The sequence below is a fragment of the Streptococcus mitis NCTC 12261 genome (assembly GCF_000148585.2).
Classification (GTDB): domain Bacteria; phylum Bacillota; class Bacilli; order Lactobacillales; family Streptococcaceae; genus Streptococcus; species Streptococcus mitis.
Map to the genome: position 1 here is coordinate 207,818 of NZ_CP028414.1, position 21,231 is coordinate 229,048.

A 21,231-nucleotide genomic window follows, 5' to 3' on the forward strand; every position below is an offset into this window, starting at 1 on the left:
ATAAGGAGGAAATCACTAATGGTAGTTAAAGTTGGTATTAACGGTTTCGGACGTATCGGTCGTCTTGCTTTCCGTCGTATCCAAAACGTAGAAGGTGTTGAAGTTACTCGTATCAACGACCTTACAGATCCAGTTATGCTTGCACACTTGTTGAAATACGACACAACTCAAGGTCGTTTCGACGGTACTGTTGAAGTTAAAGAAGGTGGATTTGAAGTTAACGGTAAATTCATCAAAGTTTCTGCTGAACGTGATCCAGAACAAATCGACTGGGCTAACGACGGTGTAGAAATCGTTCTTGAAGCTACTGGTTTCTTTGCTAAGAAAGCAGCTGCTGAAAAACACTTGCACGCTGGTGGAGCTAAAAAAGTTGTTATCACTGCTCCTGGTGGAAACGACGTTAAAACAGTTGTATTCAACACTAACCACGACGTTCTTGACGGTACTGAAACAGTTATCTCAGGTGCTTCATGTACTACAAACTGCTTGGCTCCAATGGCTAAAGCTCTTCAAGACAACTTTGGTGTTGTTGAAGGATTGATGACTACTATCCACGCTTACACTGGTGACCAAATGATTCTTGACGGACCACACCGTGGTGGTGACCTTCGCCGTGCTCGCGCTGGTGCTGTAAACATCGTTCCTAACTCAACTGGTGCTGCAAAAGCTATCGGTCTTGTAATCCCAGAATTGAACGGTAAATTGGACGGAGCTGCTCAACGTGTTCCTGTTCCAGCAGGCTCTGTAACTGAGTTGGTAGCAGTTCTTGAAAAGAACGTTACTGTTGACGAAGTGAACGCAGCTATGAAAGCAGCTTCAAACGAATCATACGGATACACTGAAGATCCAATCGTATCTTCAGATATCCTAGGTATGTCTTACGGTTCATTGTTTGACGCAACTCAAACTAAAGTTCTTGACGTTGACGGTAAACAATTGGTTAAAGTTGTATCATGGTACGACAACGAAATGTCATACACTGCACAACTTGTTCGTACTCTTGAATACTTCGCAAAAATCGCTAAATAATTCATGAGTCGATAAAAAGCAAGGCCTCTGGTCTTGCTTTTTAAATATTTAAAAATGGATGACGCTATCATCCATTCTTTTTTAACTCTTTTTCAAAAGTATCTGATAGGGTAGTGAAGCTTAATTTCTCTAGAGTAAGCGGATGGGTAAAGGACAGTCGAAAGGCGTGGAGCATAAGCCGACTTGTTTTTGATTTACTATTATAGAGAGGGTCGCCTAAAATAGGGAAGTTATGATGCGAAAGGTGCACACGAATTTGATGGGTTCGCCCTGTCTTTAGTTTGCAACGAACCAAGGAAGTTTTGTTTGGGAATTGCTTTAATCTGCTTACATGTGTTTCAGCATATTGTCCATTTTTTGTATCAACTATTCGCTTTCTGCGATCATGGCGATCACGTCCAATTTTGTCTTTGAAAACAAGTTCTTTGCTGTTGATATGTCCGTCGACCTGTGCCCAATATTCCCTAGAAATCTCTTTTTTCTCCAGTAAGCGATTGAGAATAGGCAGGATAAAAGGATTTTTGGCAAAGAGAACCAAACCACTGGTTTCCATGTCCAGACGATGAACGACATAGCAGGTTTGGCCAACATAGGCACTGACATGGTTAAGAAGGGCGATTTCGTTTGGCTGATTACCATGCGTTTTCATCCCCTCTGGTTTGTTGACAATAATCAAGTGTTGATCTTGATAAACCTCTTGAACGAGGTTAGGATTGCCCCAAGGGATTTCTTTTTCGGGATAATCTTCCTTGTCAAACGTTAACTGGCAAATATCTCCAGGATTTACCATCTCGTTCCAGCGAACTTCTCGCTGATTAATTAAAATATGTTTCTTGATTCTCAAAAAATGCCGGATTTTTCTAGGAATGAGGAGTTGTTCCTCAAGTAATTGCTTTACCGTCATTTGAGGTAGAGAGTCTGGTAATGTAAATGTGAATTGCATACAGATATTGTAACAAAAAAAGCCCTATTTTGATAGGAAATAGCTAAATTCTTGTCTTCCTATGATGAAGATGATAAAATAAACGCATGAAATTAGATAAATTATTCGAGAAATTTCTTTCTCTTTTTAAAAAAGAAACAAGTGAATCAGAGGATTCTGGGTCTACTAGCTTGCGTCGTTCTCGCAGTGATAGAAAAAAATTAGCCCAAGTGGGTCCAATTCGAAAATTCTGGCGTCGCTATCATCTAACAAAGATTGTCCTTATACTAGGTTTGAGTGCAGGCTTGCTAGTTGGAACCTATTTGTTTGCTGTAGCCAAGTCAACCAATGTCAATGATTTGCAAAATGCCTTGAAAACTCGAACTCTTATTTTTGACCGTGAAGAAAAGGAGGCTGGTGCCTTGTCTGGTCAAAAAGGAACCTATGTTGAACTGACTGATATCAGTAAAAATTTGCAGAATGCCGTTATTGCGACAGAAGACCGTTCTTTCTATAAAAATGACGGGATTAACTATGGTCGTTTCTTCTTGGCTATTGTAACAGCTGGCCGTTCAGGTGGTGGATCTACTATTACCCAACAGCTAGCTAAAAACGCTTATTTGTCACAGGATCAAACTGTTGAGAGAAAAGCGAAAGAATTTTTCCTTGCCTTAGAATTAACAAAAAAATATAGTAAGGATCAAATTCTAACCATGTACCTTAACAACGCTTATTTTGGAAATGGTGTGTGGGGTGTAGAAGATGCGAGTAAGAAATACTTTGGAGTTTCTGCATCAGAAGTGAGTCTGGATCAAGCTGCGACTCTGGCAGGAATGCTAAAGGGGCCGGAACTGTATAATCCTTTGAATTCTGTAGAAGATTCTACCAATCGTCGCGATACTGTTTTGCAGAATATGCTTGCAGCGGGTTACATTGATAAAAACCAAGAAACCGAAGCAGCAGAAGTTGATATGACTTCGCAATTGCACGATAAGTATGAAGGAAAAATCTCAGATTACCGCTATCCTTCTTACTTTGATGCGGTTGTTAATGAAGCTGTTTCCAAGTATAATCTAACAGAGGAAGAAATCGTAAATAATGGCTACCGCATTTACACAGAGCTGGACCAAAACTACCAAGCAAATATGCAGGTTGTCTATGAAAATACAGCTCTATTTCCTAGGGCAGAGGATGGAACATTTGCTCAATCAGGAAGTGTAGCTCTCGAACCGAAAACAGGTGGAGTTCGTGGAGTTGTCGGTCAGGTTGCTGGCAATGATAAAACTGGATTCCGGAATTTCAACTATGCAACTCAATCAAAACGTAGCCCTGGTTCTACAATTAAGCCTTTAGTTGTTTATACGCCTGCAGTTGAAGCTGGCTGGGCTTTGAATAAGCAGTTGGATAACCATACCATGCAGTATGACAGCTATAAGGTTGATAACTATGCAGGGATCAAAACGAGTCGAGAAGTTCCTATGTATCAAGCCTTGGCAGAATCGCTTAATCTGCCTGCTGTTGCCACTGTTAATGATTTGGGCGTTGATAAGGCTTTTGAGGCGGGCGAAAAATTCGGACTCAACATGGAAAAAGTCGATCGTGTTCTTGGTGTCGCCTTGGGAAGCGGTGTTGAAACCAACCCTCTTCAAATGGCTCAAGCATATGCTGCCTTTGCAAATGAAGGATTAATGCCGGAAGCTCATTTTATTAGTAGAATTGAAAATGCTAGTGGTCAGGTCATTGCGAGCCATAAAAATTCACAAAAACGGGTGATTGATAAGTCTGTAGCTGACAAGATGACCAGTATGATGTTGGGAACATTTACAAACGGAACAGGTATTAGTTCATCGCCTGCAGACTATGTCATGGCAGGAAAAACTGGAACAACTGAAGCTGTTTTCAATCCGGAATACACAAGTGACCAGTGGGTAATTGGTTATACTCCGGATGTAGTGATTAGTCACTGGCTTGGTTTCCCTACCACTGATGAAAATCACTATCTAGCAGGATCTACTTCAAACGGTGCAGCTCATGTCTTTAGAAACATTGCTAATACCATTTTACCTTATACGCCAGGAAGTACCTTTACGGTTGAAAATGCTTATAAGCAAAATGGAATTGCACCAGCCAATACAAGAAATCAAGTACAGCGTAATGAAGAAAATCAGGCGGATAATAGCCTTTCTGATATTAGAAGTCGTGCACAAAATCTGGTAGATGAGGCTAGTCGTGCTATCTCGGATGCGAAGATTAAGGAAAAGGCTCAAACAATATGGGATTCGGTAGTCAATCTATTTCGCTAAGATGCTTGTCAAAGCCTAGCTTTCTTGTTATAATAGATAAGATGGAGGCGTTATGGCACTAAAAAAAGCAAGCCTAGCTTGTGCAGTTTGTGGTTCGAGAAACTATTCAATCAAGATCAGCGGAAACCCCAAGCCAACACGACTAGAAGTAAATAAATTTTGTAAACATTGTGGTAAGTACACTACACACAGAGAAACGAGATAGGAGAGAGCGATGCGTTTTATTGGAGATATTTTTAGACTTCTTAAAGACACAACATGGCCAACTCGCAAGGAAAGCTGGAGAGATTTTCGTTCTATCATGGAATACACTGCTTTCTTTGTTGTGATTATTTATATTTTTGACAAGTTGATTGTTTCAGGTTTGATTCGATTTATTAACATTTTTTAGAAGATCTGTGGAGTTATTCACGCTAAAAATCTTCTGTTATGAAAGGAAGTATCATGGATAGTTTTGATAAAGGGTGGTTTGTCTTACAAACTTATTCTGGTTATGAAAATAAGGTAAAAGAAAATCTATTACAACGTGCACAAACCTACAATATGTTGGATAATATTTTACGTGTTGAAATTCCAACACAAACAGTGCAAGTTGAAAAAAATGGAAAGAGAAAAGAAGTAGAAGAGAATCGCTTTCCAGGTTATGTTCTTGTGGAAATGGTGATGACAGATGAAGCTTGGTTTGTTGTTCGAAACACACCAAACGTTACAGGATTCGTCGGATCTCACGGAAATAGATCAAAACCAACTCCATTATTGGAACAAGAAATCCGTGATATCTTGGTTTCTATGGGACAAACTGTACAAGAGTTTGATATCGATGTTGAAGTTGGTCAAACTGTACGTATCATTGATGGTGCTTTTGCAGACTATACTGGTAAGATTACAGAGATTGATAATAATAAAGTGAAGATGATTATCTCTATGTTTGGTAATGACACAGTTGCAGAAGTAAACCTAAACCAAATTGCAGAATTATAACCCTGAGAGAGGCAAGACCTCTCTTTTTTATGCAGTTTAGACGGTGTAGGGAACAGAATGGAGAAAAGAACCGAATTGGCTTCATTATTTGTTAAACTGTATCTAGAAAGGGGGACGTTATGTTTAAAGAATTATATGAAGAAGTCCAAGGAATTGTATACAAGTGTAGAAATGAATATTACCTTCATTTATGGGAGCTATCAGATTGGGACCAAGAGGGAATGATTTGCTTACATGAATTGATCAGTAGAGAAGAAGAGCTAGTAGAAGATATTCCTCGTTTACGTAAATACTTCAAAACTAAATTCCGTAATCGAATTTTAGACCATATCCGTAAACAAGAAAGCCAGAAGCGTAGATATGATAAAGAACCCTATGAAGAAGTAGGTGAGATTAGTCATCGTATCAGTGAGGGAGGTATGTGGCTAGATGAGTATTATCTCTTTCATGAGACACTAAGAGATTATAGAAACAAACAAAGTAAAGACAAACAAGAAGAGTTAGAACGCGTCTTAAGACATGAACGCTTCCGAGGGCGTCAAAGAGTATTGAGAGACTTACGTATTGTGTTTAAGGAGTTTGATATCCGTACTCATTAGGGAGTCATACAAAAAAACATAAAAAGTTTAAAAAAGTTGTTGACAAGTCAGAAAAAGTCTGTATAATAGTAAGAGTTGAAAATAACAGCTCAGGTCCGTTGGTCAAGGGGTTAAGACACCGCCTTTTCACGGCGGTAACACGGGTTCGAATCCCGTACGGACTATGGTATGTTGCGGTTGAGGCACTTGATGAAAAAAGATTAAAAAAGTTTCAAAAAAGTGTTGACAAGCGAAAGCGACTGTGATATACTAATATAGTTGTCACTTGAGAGAAGCAAGTGACAAAGACCTTTGAAAACTGAACAAGACGAACCAATGTGCAGGGCACTATAACTAAGGTTATAGTACTGAACAATGAAAAAACAATAAATCTGTCAGTGACAGAAATGAGTGAGAACTCAAACTTTTAATGAGAGTTTGATCCTGGCTCAGGACGAACGCTGGCGGCGTGCCTAATACATGCAAGTAGAACGCTGAAGGAGGAGCTTGCTTCTCCGGATGAGTTGCGAACGGGTGAGTAACGCGTAGGTAACCTGCCTGGTAGCGGGGGATAACTATTGGAAACGATAGCTAATACCGCATAAGAGTAGATGTTGCATGACATTTGCTTAAAAGGTGCAATTGCATCACTACCAGATGGACCTGCGTTGTATTAGCTAGTTGGTGGGGTAACGGCTCACCAAGGCGACGATACATAGCCGACCTGAGAGGGTGATCGGCCACACTGGGACTGAGACACGGCCCAGACTCCTACGGGAGGCAGCAGTAGGGAATCTTCGGCAATGGACGGAAGTCTGACCGAGCAACGCCGCGTGAGTGAAGAAGGTTTTCGGATCGTAAAGCTCTGTTGTAAGAGAAGAACGAGTGTGAGAGTGGAAAGTTCACACTGTGACGGTATCTTACCAGAAAGGGACGGCTAACTACGTGCCAGCAGCCGCGGTAATACGTAGGTCCCGAGCGTTGTCCGGATTTATTGGGCGTAAAGCGAGCGCAGGCGGTTAGATAAGTCTGAAGTTAAAGGCTGTGGCTTAACCATAGTACGCTTTGGAAACTGTTTAACTTGAGTGCAAGAGGGGAGAGTGGAATTCCATGTGTAGCGGTGAAATGCGTAGATATATGGAGGAACACCGGTGGCGAAAGCGGCTCTCTGGCTTGTAACTGACGCTGAGGCTCGAAAGCGTGGGGAGCAAACAGGATTAGATACCCTGGTAGTCCACGCCGTAAACGATGAGTGCTAGGTGTTAGACCCTTTCCGGGGTTTAGTGCCGCAGCTAACGCATTAAGCACTCCGCCTGGGGAGTACGACCGCAAGGTTGAAACTCAAAGGAATTGACGGGGGCCCGCACAAGCGGTGGAGCATGTGGTTTAATTCGAAGCAACGCGAAGAACCTTACCAGGTCTTGACATCCCTCTGACCGCTCTAGAGATAGAGTTTTCCTTCGGGACAGAGGTGACAGGTGGTGCATGGTTGTCGTCAGCTCGTGTCGTGAGATGTTGGGTTAAGTCCCGCAACGAGCGCAACCCCTATTGTTAGTTGCCATCATTTAGTTGGGCACTCTAGCGAGACTGCCGGTAATAAACCGGAGGAAGGTGGGGATGACGTCAAATCATCATGCCCCTTATGACCTGGGCTACACACGTGCTACAATGGCTGGTACAACGAGTCGCAAGCCGGTGACGGCAAGCTAATCTCTTAAAGCCAGTCTCAGTTCGGATTGTAGGCTGCAACTCGCCTACATGAAGTCGGAATCGCTAGTAATCGCGGATCAGCACGCCGCGGTGAATACGTTCCCGGGCCTTGTACACACCGCCCGTCACACCACGAGAGTTTGTAACACCCGAAGTCGGTGAGGTAACCTTTTAGGAGCCAGCCGCCTAAGGTGGGATAGATGATTGGGGTGAAGTCGTAACAAGGTAGCCGTATCGGAAGGTGCGGCTGGATCACCTCCTTTCTAAGGATAAGGAACTGCGCATTGGTCTTGTTTAGTCTTGAGAGGTCTTGTGGGGCCTTAGCTCAGCTGGGAGAGCGCCTGCTTTGCACGCAGGAGGTCAGCGGTTCGATCCCGCTAGGCTCCATTGGTGAGAGATCACCAAGTAATGCACATTGAAAATTGAATATCTATATCAAATAGTAACAAGAAAATAAACCGAAAACGCTGTAGTATTAATAAGAGTTTATGACTGAAAGGTCAAAAAATAAGGTTAAGTTAATAAGGGCGCACGGTGGATGCCTTGGCACTAGGAGCCGAAGAAGGACGTGACAAACGACGATATGCCTTGGGTAGCTGTAAGTAAGCGATGATCCAGGGATTTCCGAATGGGGGAACCCAACAGGTACTACCTGTTACCCGCATCTGTTAAGGATGTGAGGAGGAAGACGCAGTGAACTGAAACATCTAAGTAGCTGCAGGAAGAGAAAGCAAAAGCGATTGCCTTAGTAGCGGCGAGCGAAACGGCAGAAGGGCAAACCGGAGAGTTTACTCTTCGGGGTTGTAGGACTGCAATGTGGACTCAAAGATTATAGAAGAATGATTTGGGAAGATCAGCCAAAGAGAGTAATAGCCTCGTATTTAAAATAGTCTTTGTACCTAGCAGTATCCTGAGTACGGCGGGACACGTGAAATCCCGTCGGAATCTGGGAGGACCATCTCCCAACCCTAAATACTCCCTAGTGACCGATAGTGAACCAGTACCGTGAGGGAAAGGTGAAAAGCACCCCGGGAGGGGAGTGAAATAGAACCTGAAACCGTGTGCCTACAACAAGTTCGAGCCCGTTAATGGGTGAGAGCGTGCCTTTTGTAGAATGAACCGGCGAGTTACGTTATGATGCGAGGTTAAGTTGAAGAGACGGAGCCGTAGGGAAACCGAGTCTGAATAGGGCGGATTAGTATCATGACGTAGACCCGAAACCATGTGACCTACCCATGAGCAGGTTGAAGGTGCGGTAAGACGCACTGGAGGACCGAACCAGGGCACGTTGAAAAGTGCTTGGATGACTTGTGGGTAGCGGAGAAATTCCAAACGAACTTGGAGATAGCTGGTTCTCTCCGAAATAGCTTTAGGGCTAGCGTCGACATTAGAGATTCTTGGAGGTAGAGCACTGTTTGGGTGAGGGGTCCATCCCGGATTACCAATCTCAGATAAACTCCGAATGCCAATGAATTATGGTCGGCAGTCAGACTGCGAGTGCTAAGATCCGTAGTCGAAAGGGAAACAGCCCAGACCACCAGCTAAGGTCCCAAAATAATTGTTAAGTGGAAAAGGATGTGGGGTTGCACAGACAACTAGGATGTTAGCTTAGAAGCAGCTATTCATTCAAAGAGTGCGTAATAGCTCACTAGTCGAGTGACCCTGCGCCGAAAATGTACCGGGGCTAAAACAATTTACCGAAGCTGTGGATACCTTTATAGGTATGGTAGGAGAGCGTTCTATGTGTGAAGAAGGTGTACCGTGAGGAGTGCTGGAACGCATAGAAGTGAGAATGCCGGTATGAGTAGCGAAAGACAGGTGAGAATCCTGTCCACCGTAAGACTAAGGTTTCCAGGGGAAGGCTCGTCCGCCCTGGGTTAGTCGGGACCTAAGGAGAGACCGAAAGGTGTATCCGATGGACAACAGGTTGATATTCCTGTACTAGAGTATGTAGTGATGGAGGGACGCAGTAGGCTAACTAAAGCAGACGATTGGAAGTGTCTGTCTAAGCAGTGAGGTGTGATATGAGTCAAATGCTTATATCTATAACATTGAGCTGTGATGGGGAGCGAAGTTTAGTAGCGAAGTTAGTGACGTCACACTGCCAAGAAAAGCTTCTAGCGTTTAAGCATACTCTACCCGTACCGCAAACCGACACAGGTAGTCGAGGCGAGTAGCCTCAGGTGAGCGAGAGAACTCTCGTTAAGGAACTCGGCAAAATGACCCCGTAACTTCGGGAGAAGGGGTGCTGACTTTAAGTCAGCCGCAGTGAATAGGCCCAAGCAACTGTTTATCAAAAACACAGCTCTCTGCTAAATCGTAAGATGATGTATAGGGGGTGACGCCTGCCCGGTGCTGGAAGGTTAAGAGGAGTGCTTAGCGTAAGCGAAGGTATGAATTGAAGCCCCAGTAAACGGCGGCCGTAACTATAACGGTCCTAAGGTAGCGAAATTCCTTGTCGGGTAAGTTCCGACCCGCACGAAAGGCGTAATGATTTGGGCACTGTCTCAACGAGAGACTCGGTGAAATTTTAGTACCTGTGAAGATGCAGGTTACCCGCGACAGGACGGAAAGACCCCATGGAGCTTTACTGCAGTTTGATATTGAGTGTCTGTACCACATGTACAGGATAGGTAGGAGTCTATGAGATCGGGACGCCAGTTTCGAAGGAGACGTTGTTGGGATACTACCCTTGTGTTATGGCCACTCTAACCCAGATAGGTGATCCCTATCGGAGACAGTGTCTGACGGGCAGTTTGACTGGGGCGGTCGCCTCCTAAAAGGTAACGGAGGCGCCCAAAGGTTCCCTCAGAATGGTTGGAAATCATTCGCAGAGTGTAAAGGTATAAGGGAGCTTGACTGCGAGAGCTACAACTCGAGCAGGGACGAAAGTCGGGCTTAGTGATCCGGTGGTTCCGTATGGAAGGGCCATCGCTCAACGGATAAAAGCTACCCTGGGGATAACAGGCTTATCTCCCCCAAGAGTTCACATCGACGGGGAGGTTTGGCACCTCGATGTCGGCTCGTCGCATCCTGGGGCTGTAGTCGGTCCCAAGGGTTGGGCTGTTCGCCCATTAAAGCGGCACGCGAGCTGGGTTCAGAACGTCGTGAGACAGTTCGGTCCCTATCCGTCGCGGGCGTAGGAAATTTGAGAGGATCTGCTCCTAGTACGAGAGGACCAGAGTGGACTTACCGCTGGTGTACCAGTTGTCTTGCCAAAGGCATCGCTGGGTAGCTATGTAGGGAAGGGATAAACGCTGAAAGCATCTAAGTGTGAAACCCACCTCAAGATGAGATTTCCCATGATTTTATATCAGTAAGAGCCCTGAGAGATGATCAGGTAGATAGGTTAGAAGTGGAAGTGTGGCGACACATGTAGCGGACTAATACTAATAGCTCGAGGACTTATCCAAAGTAACTGAGAATATGAAAGCGCAAGGTTTTCTTGGTTTGAATAGATATTCAATTTTGAGTAGGTATTACTCAGAGTTAAGTGACGATAGCCTAGGAGATACACCTGTACCCATGCCGAACACAGAAGTTAAGCCCTAGAACGCCGGAAGTAGTTGGGGGTTGCCCCCTGTGAGATATGGAAGTCGCTTAGCTCTAGGGAGTTTAGCTCAGCTGGGAGAGCATCTGCCTTACAAGCAGAGGGTCAGCGGTTCGATCCCGTTAACTCCCAAAGGTCCCGTAGTGTAGCGGTTATCACGTCGCCCTGTCACGGCGAAGATCGCGGGTTCGATTCCCGTCGGGACCGTTAGAATAACGTAAGTTATTTTAGACTCGTTAGCTCAGTTGGTAGAGCAATTGACTTTTAATCAATGGGTCACTGGTTCGAGCCCAGTACGGGTCATATATGCGGGTTTGGCGGAATTGGCAGACGCACCAGATTTAGGATCTGGCGCTTAACGGCGTGGGGGTTCAAGTCCCTTAACCCGCATTAAGATATAATAAATGAGCCGGCTTAGCTCAGTTGGTAGAGCATCTGATTTGTAATCAGAGGGTCGCGTGTTCAAGTCATGTAGCCGGCATTTTTAGATAGAAGAAAACAGTGCGAACGTAGTTCAGTGGTAGAACACCACCTTGCCAAGGTGGGGGTCGCGGGTTCGAATCCCGTCGTTCGCTTAGAGAGGCCGGGGTGGCGGAACTGGCAGACGCACAGGACTTAAAATCCTGCGATTGGTAACGATCGTACCGGTTCGATTCCGGTCCTCGGCATAATATAATGAGCACCCTTAGCTCAACTGGATAGAGTACCTGACTACGAATCAGGCGGTTAGAGGTTCGACTCCTCTAGGGTGCATTTTTCTATTTAACTCGGGAAGTAGCTCAGCTTGGTAGAGTACTTGGTTTGGGACCAAGGTGTCGCAGGTTCGAATCCTGTCTTCCCGATTTAGTACAGAGATACGCAAGCGTATCTTTTTTATTTAACTAGATATTATGGCTCTTTGTCAACTGTAGTGGGTTGAAGAAAAGCTAAGATCTAGAAAGGACAAATTTTGTCCTTTCTTTTTTGATATTCAGAGCGATAAAAATCCGTTTTTTGAAGTTTTCAAAGTTCCGAAATCCAAAGGCATTGCGTTTGATGAGTTTAATGAGATTATTTGTTGCTTCTAATTTGGCGTTGGAGTAGGGTAGTTGAAGGGCATTGACGATTTTCTCTTTATCCTTGAGAAAGGTTTTAAAGACAGTCTGAAAAAGAGGATGAGCCTGTTTTAGATTGTCCTCAATAAGTCCGAAGAATTTGTCTGGCTCCTTGTTCTGAAAGTGAAAAAGTAAGAGTTGATAGAGATGATAGTGGTGTTTCAACTCTTCTGAATAGCTCAAAAGCTTGTCTAGAATCTCTTTATTCGTTAAGTGCATGCGAAAAGTAGGGCGATAAAAACGTTTATCACTCAGTTTACGACTATCCTGCTGGATGAGCTTCCAGTAGCGTTTGATAGCCTTGTATTCATGAGATTTTCGCTCAAATTGATTCATGATTTGGACACGAACACGACTCATAGCACGGCTTAAGTGTTGTACAATGTGAAATCGATCTAGAACGATTTTAGCACATGGAAAAAGCTGTTTAGCCAAGGCATAATAAGGACTAAACATATCCATCGTAATGATTTTCACCTGACAACGAACGACTCTATCGTAGCGCAGAAAGTGATTTCGGATGATAGCTTGTGTTCTACCTTCAAGAACGGTGATAATGTTGAGATTATCAAAGTCTTGTGCAATGAAACTCATTTTTCCCTTTGTAAAGGCATACTCGTCCCAGGACATAATCTCAGGAAGATGAGAAAAATCATGCTTAAAACGGAAGTCATTGAGTTTTCGAATGACAGTTGAAGTTGAAATGGAAAGCTGATGTGCAATATCGGTCATAGAAGTCTTTTCAATCAGCTTATGAGCAATTTTTTGGTTGATGATACGAGGGATTTGATGATTTTTCTTTACTAGAGGAGTCTCAGCGACCGCTATTTTCGAGCACTGGTAGCACTTAAAACGACGCTTTCTAAGGAGAATTCTAGTAGGCATACCAGTCGTTTCGAGGTAAGGAATTTTCGACGGTTTTTGGAAGTCATATTTCTTCATTTGACTTCCGCAATCAGGGCAAGATGGTGCCTCATAATCTAGTTTAGCGATGATTTCTTTGTGAGTATTCCTATTGATGATATCCATAAATTTGATATTAGGGTCTTTGATATCGAGTAGTTTTGTGATAAAATGTAATTGTTCCATATGAATCTTTCTAATGAGTTGTTTGGTCACTTTTCATTATAGGTCATATGGGACTTTTTTTCTACACAAAAATAGGCTCCATAATATTTATAGGGGATTTACCCACTACAAATATTATAGAGCCGATATTATATACATTAAGAGGGAATCAGTTTGGTTCTCTCTTTTTTGTTTCTTTGTCAACTGTAGTGTGTTGAAGAATTTTAGTAATTCATTTTATATAATGATTTTAATAAAAATCGTTTAATAAATACAGTAGTTAATTATACACATTGAAATTTAACAGATTTTATAACTCTTATAAATTTTTAAGAAAGCAATAGAAGAGTTTTGTTCAACGTATAATATATGTGTTTGTATGATAAAAATTTCTGCTTTTTTGATTTTGAATGTGTATTAGTTTACATTATAGTGTGGATTGGGTTTGATATTTCTTTTGAGGAAGCTGCCTTAGGTTTTTCTACTTGTGTTTCATTGTATAGTGTATCTTTCTTGTTTTGAACAGAATCTTTTATGACATTTGTCATATTTCCTAGTGACAGAAGCATCTAGCTCCGCTAACTTCAAAAGGCTATAATTGAAGTATGAAATGGAGGAAGAAGAGATGAGAAATAAAATGATTATAGCAGTGAGTTTAGTAGTAGCAGGAGTTATGACCTATCTCATGTTTTCAGGGTTGGATGAGGGTTTCTACCATTTTCCTTGGGAGCTCTTTGCTGGCTTTGGAATGATGTCTTGGCTTATCAGAGAAGGTTTGAAATTAGTCAGTGATGTGAAAAAGGAGTTTGAAAAATGAAAAAAGCGTTTCTCTATCTTTTTATTGGACTATCACTAGTGGTATGGTTGGTGGAAATGTTTACAGGTTGGTTTGATCAAGCCTTCCTTCACCAATTCATCCGTGGTGCCTGGGGACTAGGATTTATGATTTTCGTCGTTTTCCCTATGGGAATGGAGTGGTTGAAGGGAGAATCTCATGACTGTGATTAAAGTTGAGAAATTGTGTAAGAAAATAAAAGACAAGGAGATCTTGCGGAACATCTCTTTTGAAATCAACGATGGTGAATGTGTTGCCTTGATTGGTCCCAATGGTGCTGGGAAGACGACACTTTTGGCATGTTTGCTTGGAGATAAACTGGTCACCAGTGGGCAAGTATCTATCCAAGATTTGCCGGTAACGAGCTCTAAGTTAGACTATACAAGATCCTACCTCCCTCAAGAGAATGTAATCGTTCAGAAACTAAAGGTAAAAGAGTTGATTGTTTTCTTTCAAAAAATTTATCCAAATCACTTGAGTAACCAGGAAATCGATCAACTATTGCAGTTTGATAAGCAACAAAAAGAGCAATTTGCAGAAAAATTATCAGGTGGGCAAAAGCGTCTTTTCTCTTTTGTCTTGACCTTAATTGGGCGACCAAAGCTTGTTTTTTTAGATGAGCCAACTGCTGCCATGGATACCTCTACTCGTCAACGTTTTTGGGAAATTGTTCGGGACCTAAAAGCGCAAGGAGTCACCATTGTCTATTCTTCTCACTATATCGAAGAGGTGGAGCATACGGCTGATCGAATCTTGGTGCTCCACAAGGGTGAATTGATTCGTGACACGACGCCTCTTGCTATGCGTAGTGAGGAGATTGAAAAGCATTTTATCCTTCCTCTAGCTTACAAGGAAGTCGTTGAGCAGTCAAACTTGGTTGAAAGGTGGGTACAAAAACAAGATGCTCTGCAAGTAGTCACACGAGAGGCAAATGCTTTCTGGGAACTGTTAGTGCAAGCAGGATGTAGGATTCAAGAAATTGAAGTCAATAATCGTAGTTTGTTGGATACAATCTTTGAAGAAACACAAAAGGGAGATGACTAAGATGAAACGATGGATCGCACTAAACAAGATAGAATTTCTATTGACCAAACGACAATTAGTCTATTATTTATTATCAGTAGGTATGCCGACAGCCTTCTATTTATTCTTTTCAGGCATGTACCAGGACACACCCGGTGGACCAGCTAATTTTATGCGTGATTACCTCATCTCCATGACGGCTTTTTCCATGATGTCGACAGCCATGTTTTCATTTCCAGCTGTCTTACATACCGATAAAATCAACAACTGGCAGAAAACATTGCGCCATACTCCGGTAAATATGGTAGAATATTATCTATCAAAGATAACAAGTATGATGGTTGATTATTTGGTCTCAATCCTGGTTGTTTTCTCAGTTGGGCACTTGGTTAGAGGTGTGGATATGCCTTTAGGAAGCTGGATTTGGGCTGCGCTCTTGCTGATTGCGGGAAGTATAGCCTTTGTAGCACTTGGCTTGACCCTGACACTCTTACCGTCTAGTCAGCTGATGTCTGTAGTGGGCAATCTTCTCTATCTAGGCTTGGCTGTGTTAGGTGGACTCTGGATGCCCATCTCTTTATTTCCAGACTGGATGCAAGCAATCGGGAAGTGCCTACCAACCTATCAGTTGATGGAGTTGCTCAAGACCTTCTTAAACGAGGGTGGCATCAATCTATCAGCCACAGTTTATCTACTTGTTTTTTCAGCAGTTTTGTTTGGTTTGACCATTTACCTTCAAGGTCATAAGGAGAATTCTTAATGCTTGAAAGACTGAAAAGCATACACTATATGTTTTGGGCCAGTTTAATTTTTATGATTTTCCCCATCCTACCTGTAGTGACTGGGTGGCTTTCTGTCTGGCATTTATTCATTGATATTCTATTTGTAGTGGCATATTTGGGTGTTTTAACAACTAAGAGCCAGCGCCTATCTTGGATATATTGGGGTCTCATGCTGACTTATGTAGTTGGGAATACTGCCTTTGTTGCTGTTAATTATATCTGGTTCTTCTTTTTCCTTTCTAACCTCTTAAGTTATCATTTTGGCGTACGTAGTTTAAAGTCTTTACATGTCTGGACTTTTCTTCTTGCTCAAGTCCTTGTTGTGGGCCAACTTTTGATTTTTCAGAGAATCGAAGTTGAGTTTCTATTCTATCTACTTGTAATTCTTACTTTTGTCGATTTAATGACTTTTGGATTGGTTCGGATTCGGATTGTGGAGGATTTGAAAGAAGCGCAGGCTAAGCAAAATGCCCAGATAAATCTATTGCTTGCTGAAAATGAACGCAGTCGTATCGGTCAGGATTTGCATGATAGTCTGGGACACACTTTTGCTATGCTGAGTGTCAAGACAGATTTAGCCTTGCAGTTGTTTCAGATGGAGGCTTATCCACAGGTGGAAAAGGAATTAAAAGAAATTCACCAGATCAGTAAGGATTCCATGAATGAAGTGCGAACCATTGTGGAAAATCTGAAATCACGGACCTTAGCATCAGAACTTGAAACTGTCAAAAAGATGCTAGAGATTGCTGGAATTGAGGTGGAAACGGCTAATCAACTAGATACCGCTAGCCTTACTCAGGAATTGGAGTCAACGGCTTCCATGATTTTGCTTGAGTTAGTGACCAATATCATCAAGCATGCTAAAGCGTCTAAAGTCTACTTAAAATTAGAACGGACAGAGAAAGAACTCATTCTAACAGTGAGAGATGATGGCTGTGGCTTTACTTCTATAAAGGGGGATGACCTCCATACAGTTCGAGATCGTGTTCTTCCATTTTCGGGAGAAGTAAAGGTAATTAGTCAGAAACAACCGACAGTAGTTCAGGTTCGACTACCTTATAAGGAGAGAAAGTAGATGAAAGTATTAGTCGCAGAAGATCAAAGTATGTTGCGAGATGCCATGTGCCAGTTGCTCACGCTTCAACCGGATGTAGAGTCTGTCTTTCAAGCAAAGAATGGGCAAGAAGCAATCCAACTATTAAAAAAGGCGTCTGTGGATATCGCCATCCTTGACGTAGAAATGCCTGTTAAGACAGGTCTTGAAGTCTTGGAATGGATACGAGCAGAAAAGCTTGAAACAAGGGTGGTTGTGGTGACGACCTTCAAGCGTCCTGGGTATTTTGAACGTGCGGTCAAGGCTGGAGTAGATGCTTATGTATTAAAAGAAAGAAACATTGCAGACCTCATGCAAACCTTGCACACCGTCCTAGAAGGACGCAAGGAGTATTCGCCTGAATTGATGGAAGTGGTGATGACGCATCCCAATCCATTAACAGAACAAGAAATCGCAGTTTTAAAGGGAATTGCTCAGGGCTTCTCTAACCAAGAAATTGCAGACAAACTTTATCTATCCAACGGAACAGTCCGAAACTATGTCACCAATATTCTTTCGAAACTAGATGCAGGTAATCGAACAGAGGCAGCCAATATCGCTAAAGAATCTGGTTGGTTGTGATACTATCATATCTCGAAAACCATTATGTGCTAAAATTGATGGGATTGAATGGAACAATACTAACTTTAGGAGGGTGGGATTCCTCCTTTTTCTTTTTTAGGGAGCACTACAAAAGAGCTAAAATTAACAATAAAAAAGAAAAATATCTTGACAACCAAGGGAAAATTTTGTTACAATAATACACGGTACTTTTTACTTTTGGTCTCTCAAGAGTGTACAGGGACGTGCTGACAAATGTTGCAAAAGTACACACAGATGATAGCTGTCACCAAGTGTATCATCACCAAAAATAAAAAAACACAGGAGAATGTAGATGCCTACAATTAACCAATTGGTTCGCAAACCGCGTAAATCAAAAGTAGAAAAATCTAAATCACCAGCTTTGAACGTTGGTTACAACAGTCATAAAAAAGTTCAAACAAACGTTTCTTCACCACAAAAACGTGGTGTTGCAACTCGTGTTGGAACAATGACACCTAAAAAACCTAACTCAGCCCTTCGTAAATTCGCTCGTGTACGTTTGAGCAACCTTATCGAAGTTACTGCCTACATCCCAGGTATCGGACACAACTTGCAAGAGCACAGCGTGGTTCTTCTTCGTGGTGGACGTGTAAAAGACCTTCCAGGGGTACGTTACCATATCGTCCGTGGTGCACTTGATACTGCAGGTGTTAACGATCGTAAACAAGGCCGTTCTAAATACGGTACTAAACGTCCAAAAGCATAAGGAAAGGGGATAAAGAGAAATGAGTCGTAAAAATAGAGCTCCAAAACGTGACGTATTGCCAGATCCGCTTTACAATTCACAACTAGTTACTCGTCTTATCAACCGCGTTATGCTTGATGGTAAACGTGGTACAGCTGCTTCAATCGTTTACGGTGCCTTTGAGCAAATCAAAGAAGCTACTGGAAACGATGCACTTGAAGTATTTGAAACAGCTATGGAAAACATCATGCCTGTACTTGAAGTACGTGCACGTCGTGTTGGTGGTTCTAACTACCAAGTCCCAGTTGAAGTTCGTCCAGAACGTCGTACAACACTTGGACTTCGTTGGTTGGTAACAATCGCTCGCCTTCGTGGTGAACACACAATGCAAGACCGTCTTGCAAAAGAAATCTTGGACGCTGCTAACAACACTGGTGCAGCTGTTAAGAAACGTGAAGACACTCACCGTATGGCTGAAGCTAACCGTGCATTCGCACACTTCCGTTGGTAAAATCATGATGCTAGGAACGGTAAGGATGCAAGGTGAAAATAGAAAACTGACGCAGTATTCGACGAATACAAGGAAGTTTATCTTTTTCACACAGCATCCCGTTCCGGCTCAAATCGGCTAATTAACTTTAGCCCGAGTTCAATTCAACTTGTAAATCTACAAGTTGAAACCAACAATAGCATGAAAACATTGAGAACGGGTAGGTCCTGCCTATCCGTTTTTATTAAAATCATGTTATAATAGAATAGAAATCAAAAATAAATAGGAGAAACAAACCTCATGGCACGCGAATTTTCACTTGAAAAAACTCGTAATATCGGTATCATGGCTCACGTCGATGCTGGTAAAACAACAACTACTGAGCGTATTCTTTACTACACTGGTAAAATCCACAAAATCGGTGAAACTCACGAAGGTGCGTCACAAATGGACTGGATGGAGCAAGAGCAAGAACGTGGTATCACTATCACATCTGCTGCGACAACAGCTCAATGGAACAACCACCGCGTAAACATTATCGACACACCAGGACACGTGGACTTCACAATCGAAGTACAACGTTCTCTTCGTGTATTGGATGGTGCTGTTACCGTTCTTGACTCACAATCAGGTGTTGAGCCTCAAACTGAAACAGTTTGGCGTCAAGCAACTGAGTATGGAGTTCCACGTATCGTATTTGCCAACAAAATGGACAAAATCGGTGCTGACTTCCTTTACTCTGTAAGCACACTTCACGATCGTCTTCAAGCAAATGCACACCCAATCCAATTGCCAATCGGTTCTGAAGATGACTTCCGTGGTATCATCGACTTGATCAAGATGAAAGCTGAAATCTATACTAACGACCTTGGTACAGATATCCTTGAAGAAGACATCCCAGCTGAATACCTTGACCAAGCTCAAGAATACCGTGAAAAATTGATCGAAGCAGTTGCTGAAACTGACGAAGAATTGATGATGAAATACCTCGAAGGTGAAGAAATCACTAACGAAGAATTGAAAGCTGGTATCCGTAAAGCGACTATCAACGTTGAATTCTTCCCAGTATTGTGTGGCTCTGCCTTCAAGAACAAAGGTGTTCAATTGATGCTTGATGCGGTTATTGACTACCTTCCAAGCCCACTTGACATCCCAGCGATCAAAGGTATCAACCCAGATACAGATGAAGAAGAAACTCGTCCAGCATCTGATGAAGAGCCATTTGCAGCTCTTGCCTTCAAGATCATGACAGACCCATTCGTAGGTCGTTTGACATTCTTCCGTGTTTACTCAGGTGTTCTTCAATCAGGTTCATACGTATTGAACACTTCTAAAGGTAAACGTGAGCGTATCGGACGTATCCTTCAAATGCACGCCAACAGCCGTCAAGAAATTGACACTGTTTACTCAGGTGATATCGCTGCTGCCGTTGGTTTGAAAGATACTACAACTGGTGACTCATTGACAGATGAAAAAGCTAAAATCATTCTTGAGTCAATCAACGTTCCAGAACCAGTTATCCAATTGATGGTTGAGCCAAAATCTAAAGCTGACCAAGACAAGATGGGTATCGCCCTTCAAAAATTGGCTGAAGAAGATCCAACATTCCGCGTTGAAACAAACGTTGAAACTGGTGAAACAGTTATCTCTGGTATGGGTGAGCTTCACCTTGACGTCCTTGTTGACCGTATGCGTCGTGAGTTCAAAGTTGAAGCAAACGTAGGTGCTCCTCAAGTATCTTACCGTGAAACATTCCGCGCTTCTACTCAAGCACGTGGATTCTTCAAACGTCAGTCTGGTGGTAAAGGTCAATTCGGTGATGTATGGATTGAATTTACTCCAAACGAAGAAGGTAAAGGATTCGAATTCGAAAACGCAATCGTCGGTGGTGTGGTTCCTCGTGAATTTATCCCAGCGGTTGAAAAAGGTTTGGTAGAATCTATGGCTAACGGTGTACTTGCAGGTTACCCAATGGTTGACGTTAAAGCTAAGCTTTACGATGGTTCATACCACGATGTCGACTCATCTGAAACTGCCTTCAAGATTGCGGCTTCACTTGCTCTTAAAGAAGCTGCTAAATCAGCACAACCAGCTATCCTTGAGCCAATGATGCTTGTAACAATCACTGTTCCAGAAGAAAACCTTGGTGATGTTATGGGTCACGTAACTGCTCGTCGTGGACGTGTAGATGGTATGGAAGCACACGGTAACAGCCAAATCGTTCGTGCTTACGTTCCACTTGCTGAAATGTTCGGTTACGCAACAGTTCTTCGTTCTGCATCTCAAGGACGTGGTACATTCATGATGGTATTTGACCACTACGAAGATGTACCTAAGTCAGTACAAGAAGAAATCATTAAGAAAAACAAAGGTGAAGACTAATCAGTCCTCACTCTAGAAGGAAGTCACTTAGTGGCTTCCTTTTGTCTTTAGAAAACACCTCTAAGTATGGTAAAATAGTAGGAGAATAATGTGAGGAAAATGA

Annotated in this window: 17 protein-coding genes, 11 tRNA genes and 3 rRNA genes; 29 read left to right on the plus strand and 2 right to left on the minus strand. The window is 42.6% G+C overall.

Annotation, left to right across the window (positions count from 1 at the left end; translation table 11 throughout):
• Window positions 1–18: 18 nt before the first annotated feature.
• Entirely contained in the window at window positions 19–1,029 is a 1,011-nt protein-coding gene (gap, locus tag SM12261_RS01040; RefSeq protein ID WP_000260662.1) for a type I glyceraldehyde-3-phosphate dehydrogenase, read from the plus strand.
• Window positions 1,030–1,096: 67 nt separating this feature from the next.
• Here gap and SM12261_RS01045 read toward each other — a convergent pair whose 3' ends face one another.
• Window positions 1,097–1,972, minus strand: coding sequence for an RluA family pseudouridine synthase (locus SM12261_RS01045; RefSeq protein WP_004238891.1), 876 nt, complete (start codon window positions 1,970–1,972; stop codon window positions 1,097–1,099).
• A gap of 86 nt (window positions 1,973–2,058) precedes the next feature.
• Between SM12261_RS01045 and pbp2a the strand changes: the two genes are divergently transcribed.
• The 19 genes from pbp2a to SM12261_RS01140 all read left to right on the plus strand — a co-directional run bounded on the left by pbp2a (window position 2,059) and on the right by SM12261_RS01140 (window position 11,915).
• Window positions 2,059–4,254: a penicillin-binding protein PBP2A gene (gene pbp2a, locus SM12261_RS01050; protein WP_000762651.1), complete on the plus strand. Its 2,196-nt coding sequence runs from the start codon at window positions 2,059–2,061 to the stop codon at window positions 4,252–4,254.
• Window positions 4,255–4,306: 52 nt separating this feature from the next.
• Window positions 4,307–4,459 (plus strand): 50S ribosomal protein L33, encoded by a 153-nt coding sequence (gene rpmG / locus SM12261_RS01055; RefSeq protein WP_001809375.1) that lies wholly within the window; start codon window positions 4,307–4,309, stop codon window positions 4,457–4,459.
• A gap of 9 nt (window positions 4,460–4,468) precedes the next feature.
• Window positions 4,469–4,645, plus strand: a complete 177-nt coding sequence (secE, locus tag SM12261_RS01060) for a preprotein translocase subunit SecE (protein ID WP_001210990.1) — start codon at window positions 4,469–4,471, stop codon at window positions 4,643–4,645.
• Window positions 4,646–4,698: 53 nt separating this feature from the next.
• Complete coding sequence (nusG, locus tag SM12261_RS01065; RefSeq protein WP_000376740.1) at window positions 4,699–5,235, plus strand: transcription termination/antitermination protein NusG; 537 nt, start codon at window positions 4,699–4,701, stop codon at window positions 5,233–5,235.
• Between the two features lie 119 nt (window positions 5,236–5,354).
• Window positions 5,355–5,834, plus strand: a complete 480-nt coding sequence (locus SM12261_RS01070) for a sigma-70 RNA polymerase sigma factor region 4 domain-containing protein (RefSeq protein WP_000471940.1) — start codon at window positions 5,355–5,357, stop codon at window positions 5,832–5,834.
• 92 nt (window positions 5,835–5,926) lie between these two features.
• Window positions 5,927–5,998: transfer RNA gene (locus SM12261_RS01075), tRNA-Glu, on the plus strand.
• A 241-nt stretch (window positions 5,999–6,239) separates the two neighbouring features.
• A 16S ribosomal RNA gene (locus SM12261_RS01080) occupies window positions 6,240–7,786 on the plus strand.
• A gap of 51 nt (window positions 7,787–7,837) precedes the next feature.
• A tRNA-Ala gene (locus tag SM12261_RS01085) sits at window positions 7,838–7,910 on the plus strand.
• A 124-nt stretch (window positions 7,911–8,034) separates the two neighbouring features.
• Window positions 8,035–10,936, plus strand: a 23S ribosomal RNA gene (locus tag SM12261_RS01090).
• Between the two features lie 76 nt (window positions 10,937–11,012).
• Window positions 11,013–11,128 (plus strand): 5S ribosomal RNA (rrf, locus tag SM12261_RS01095).
• The 16S, 23S and 5S rRNA genes sit together here with 11 tRNA genes alongside, the layout of an rRNA operon.
• A gap of 4 nt (window positions 11,129–11,132) precedes the next feature.
• Window positions 11,133–11,205 (plus strand) — tRNA-Val (locus SM12261_RS01100).
• Window positions 11,206–11,207: 2 nt separating this feature from the next.
• Window positions 11,208–11,280, plus strand: a tRNA-Asp gene (locus SM12261_RS01105).
• Window positions 11,281–11,303: 23 nt separating this feature from the next.
• Window positions 11,304–11,376: transfer RNA gene (locus SM12261_RS01110), tRNA-Lys, on the plus strand.
• Window positions 11,377–11,381: 5 nt separating this feature from the next.
• Window positions 11,382–11,463 (plus strand) — tRNA-Leu (locus SM12261_RS01115).
• Between the two features lie 18 nt (window positions 11,464–11,481).
• A tRNA-Thr gene (locus SM12261_RS01120) sits at window positions 11,482–11,554 on the plus strand.
• Between the two features lie 22 nt (window positions 11,555–11,576).
• Window positions 11,577–11,648, plus strand: a tRNA-Gly gene (locus SM12261_RS01125).
• Window positions 11,649–11,655: 7 nt separating this feature from the next.
• Window positions 11,656–11,741: transfer RNA gene (locus tag SM12261_RS01130), tRNA-Leu, on the plus strand.
• An 11-nt stretch (window positions 11,742–11,752) separates the two neighbouring features.
• Window positions 11,753–11,826: transfer RNA gene (locus tag SM12261_RS01135), tRNA-Arg, on the plus strand.
• Window positions 11,827–11,841: 15 nt separating this feature from the next.
• Window positions 11,842–11,915: transfer RNA gene (locus SM12261_RS01140), tRNA-Pro, on the plus strand.
• An 84-nt stretch (window positions 11,916–11,999) separates the two neighbouring features.
• Here the strand turns inward: SM12261_RS01140 and SM12261_RS01145 are convergent.
• Window positions 12,000–13,256 (minus strand): ISL3 family transposase, encoded by a 1,257-nt coding sequence (locus tag SM12261_RS01145; protein WP_000436169.1) that lies wholly within the window; start codon window positions 13,254–13,256, stop codon window positions 12,000–12,002.
• Between the two features lie 589 nt (window positions 13,257–13,845).
• Here SM12261_RS01145 and SM12261_RS01150 point away from each other — a divergent pair.
• The 9 genes from SM12261_RS01150 (at window position 13,846) to fusA (ending at window position 21,128) form a co-directional block, all read left to right on the plus strand.
• Window positions 13,846–14,052: a hypothetical protein gene (locus SM12261_RS01150; protein WP_000390703.1), complete on the plus strand. Its 207-nt coding sequence runs from the start codon at window positions 13,846–13,848 to the stop codon at window positions 14,050–14,052.
• Window positions 14,049–14,243, plus strand: coding sequence for a hypothetical protein (locus SM12261_RS01155; RefSeq protein WP_000708871.1), 195 nt, complete (start codon window positions 14,049–14,051; stop codon window positions 14,241–14,243). The genes SM12261_RS01150 and SM12261_RS01155 overlap by 4 nt, the downstream gene beginning before the upstream one ends.
• Window positions 14,230–15,114, plus strand: coding sequence for an ABC transporter ATP-binding protein (locus SM12261_RS01160; RefSeq protein ID WP_000216036.1), 885 nt, complete (start codon window positions 14,230–14,232; stop codon window positions 15,112–15,114). The genes SM12261_RS01155 and SM12261_RS01160 overlap by 14 nt, the downstream gene beginning before the upstream one ends.
• A 1-nt stretch (window position 15,115) precedes the next feature.
• Window positions 15,116–15,853, plus strand: coding sequence for an ABC transporter permease (locus SM12261_RS01165; RefSeq protein ID WP_004238887.1), 738 nt, complete (start codon window positions 15,116–15,118; stop codon window positions 15,851–15,853).
• Entirely contained in the window at window positions 15,853–16,950 is a 1,098-nt protein-coding gene (locus SM12261_RS01170) for a sensor histidine kinase (protein WP_000893526.1), read from the plus strand. Before SM12261_RS01165 ends, SM12261_RS01170 begins: the two co-directional genes overlap by 1 nt.
• Window positions 16,951–17,550, plus strand: coding sequence for a response regulator transcription factor (locus SM12261_RS01175; RefSeq protein WP_000866712.1), 600 nt, complete (start codon window positions 16,951–16,953; stop codon window positions 17,548–17,550).
• 313 nt (window positions 17,551–17,863) lie between these two features.
• A complete protein-coding gene (gene rpsL, locus SM12261_RS01185; RefSeq protein WP_001142332.1) occupies window positions 17,864–18,277 on the plus strand; it encodes a 30S ribosomal protein S12 in 414 nt (137 codons plus the stop codon).
• Window positions 18,278–18,296: 19 nt separating this feature from the next.
• Entirely contained in the window at window positions 18,297–18,767 is a 471-nt protein-coding gene (rpsG, locus tag SM12261_RS01190) for a 30S ribosomal protein S7 (RefSeq protein WP_000087873.1), read from the plus strand.
• A 279-nt stretch (window positions 18,768–19,046) separates the two neighbouring features.
• On the plus strand, window positions 19,047–21,128 hold the full coding sequence (gene fusA / locus SM12261_RS01195; RefSeq protein ID WP_000090348.1) for an elongation factor G: 2,082 nt from the start codon (window positions 19,047–19,049) through the stop codon (window positions 21,126–21,128).
• The last annotated feature ends 103 nt before the right edge of the window (window positions 21,129–21,231 follow it).

Excerpts from the sequence above, each read along its gene's own strand:
- pbp2a (WP_000762651.1), top strand. The coding sequence starts at position 2,059 with ATGAAATTAGATAAATTATTCGAGAAATTTCTTTCTCTTTTTAAAAAA.
- SM12261_RS01170 (WP_000893526.1), top strand. The coding sequence starts at position 15,853 with ATGCTTGAAAGACTGAAAAGCATACACTATATGTTTTGGGCCAGTTTA.
- gap (WP_000260662.1), top strand. The coding sequence starts at position 19 with ATGGTAGTTAAAGTTGGTATTAACGGTTTCGGACGTATCGGTCGTCTT.
- SM12261_RS01145 (WP_000436169.1), bottom strand. The coding sequence starts at position 13,256 with ATGGAACAATTACATTTTATCACAAAACTACTCGATATCAAAGACCCT.
- nusG (WP_000376740.1), top strand. The coding sequence starts at position 4,699 with ATGGATAGTTTTGATAAAGGGTGGTTTGTCTTACAAACTTATTCTGGT.
- SM12261_RS01175 (WP_000866712.1), top strand. The coding sequence starts at position 16,951 with ATGAAAGTATTAGTCGCAGAAGATCAAAGTATGTTGCGAGATGCCATG.
- SM12261_RS01165 (WP_004238887.1), top strand. The coding sequence starts at position 15,116 with ATGAAACGATGGATCGCACTAAACAAGATAGAATTTCTATTGACCAAA.
- rpsL (WP_001142332.1), top strand. The coding sequence starts at position 17,864 with ATGCCTACAATTAACCAATTGGTTCGCAAACCGCGTAAATCAAAAGTA.
- SM12261_RS01160 (WP_000216036.1), top strand. The coding sequence starts at position 14,230 with ATGACTGTGATTAAAGTTGAGAAATTGTGTAAGAAAATAAAAGACAAG.
- SM12261_RS01155 (WP_000708871.1), top strand. The coding sequence starts at position 14,049 with ATGAAAAAAGCGTTTCTCTATCTTTTTATTGGACTATCACTAGTGGTA.
- secE (WP_001210990.1), top strand. The coding sequence starts at position 4,469 with ATGCGTTTTATTGGAGATATTTTTAGACTTCTTAAAGACACAACATGG.
- fusA (WP_000090348.1), top strand. The coding sequence starts at position 19,047 with ATGGCACGCGAATTTTCACTTGAAAAAACTCGTAATATCGGTATCATG.
- SM12261_RS01070 (WP_000471940.1), top strand. The coding sequence starts at position 5,355 with ATGTTTAAAGAATTATATGAAGAAGTCCAAGGAATTGTATACAAGTGT.
- rpmG (WP_001809375.1), top strand. The coding sequence starts at position 4,307 with ATGGCACTAAAAAAAGCAAGCCTAGCTTGTGCAGTTTGTGGTTCGAGA.
- rpsG (WP_000087873.1), top strand. The coding sequence starts at position 18,297 with ATGAGTCGTAAAAATAGAGCTCCAAAACGTGACGTATTGCCAGATCCG.
- SM12261_RS01150 (WP_000390703.1), top strand. The coding sequence starts at position 13,846 with ATGGAGGAAGAAGAGATGAGAAATAAAATGATTATAGCAGTGAGTTTA.
- SM12261_RS01045 (WP_004238891.1), bottom strand. The coding sequence starts at position 1,972 with ATGCAATTCACATTTACATTACCAGACTCTCTACCTCAAATGACGGTA.